The sequence below is a fragment of the Stenotrophomonas sp. A3_2 genome (genome assembly GCF_036624925.1).
Taxonomy (GTDB): domain Bacteria; phylum Pseudomonadota; class Gammaproteobacteria; order Xanthomonadales; family Xanthomonadaceae; genus Stenotrophomonas; species Stenotrophomonas hibiscicola.
Genome location: NZ_JAZKVY010000125.1, coordinates 1 through 496 on the forward strand (window position 1 = coordinate 1; position 496 = coordinate 496).

The window sequence follows — 496 nt, forward strand, 5'->3', positions numbered from 1 at the left end:
GCGCAGCTTCTCACGCCACGCGCCGCCGCGCCGAACCGGATGTTTCGGCCGCGCCCAGTCTTATTTGTAGGGTAAGCGGGCGCATTTGAAGCGCCCGCCCGTGGTGCCATTGGTCGTGCTGGTGCTGGGCCAGACGCCAACGCACACCGTGTCCCCAGGATTGGCGGACCAATTGCCCTGTCCATAGGCGGGGCCAAAGCCGCCAATGACGATCTGTGTGTCCGACCAACTCGTATAAGTCGCCGTCACCCCGTTGCAGTCCGACCCGCCGCAGAAGCCGGCGTTCCACGGAAAGCCATCCGTGTAGGGCGCGTTGCGGTTGAACGTCGTGATGACGAGGTACGGGGTGTCCGTCGTGCTGCCGACCGCGCTTGGCGCCGGGCCGAAGCCGCTGCCGGTGATCGTCAGCACGCGGGTTGCACCGCTGCCGGTGGAGGCGACACTGCTGATCTGGGGCAATGTCGTGTTCCGCGCGGTCAGCCCGGTCCAGGCGGCG

At 67.1% G+C, this 496-nt stretch carries 1 protein-coding gene; it reads right to left on the minus strand.

From position 1 onward, the window contains the following. Positions 1-60: 60 nt before the first annotated feature. A partial coding sequence (locus R5H29_RS02515; RefSeq protein WP_332328689.1) for a hypothetical protein occupies positions 61-496 on the minus strand: 436 nt, incomplete at its 5' end.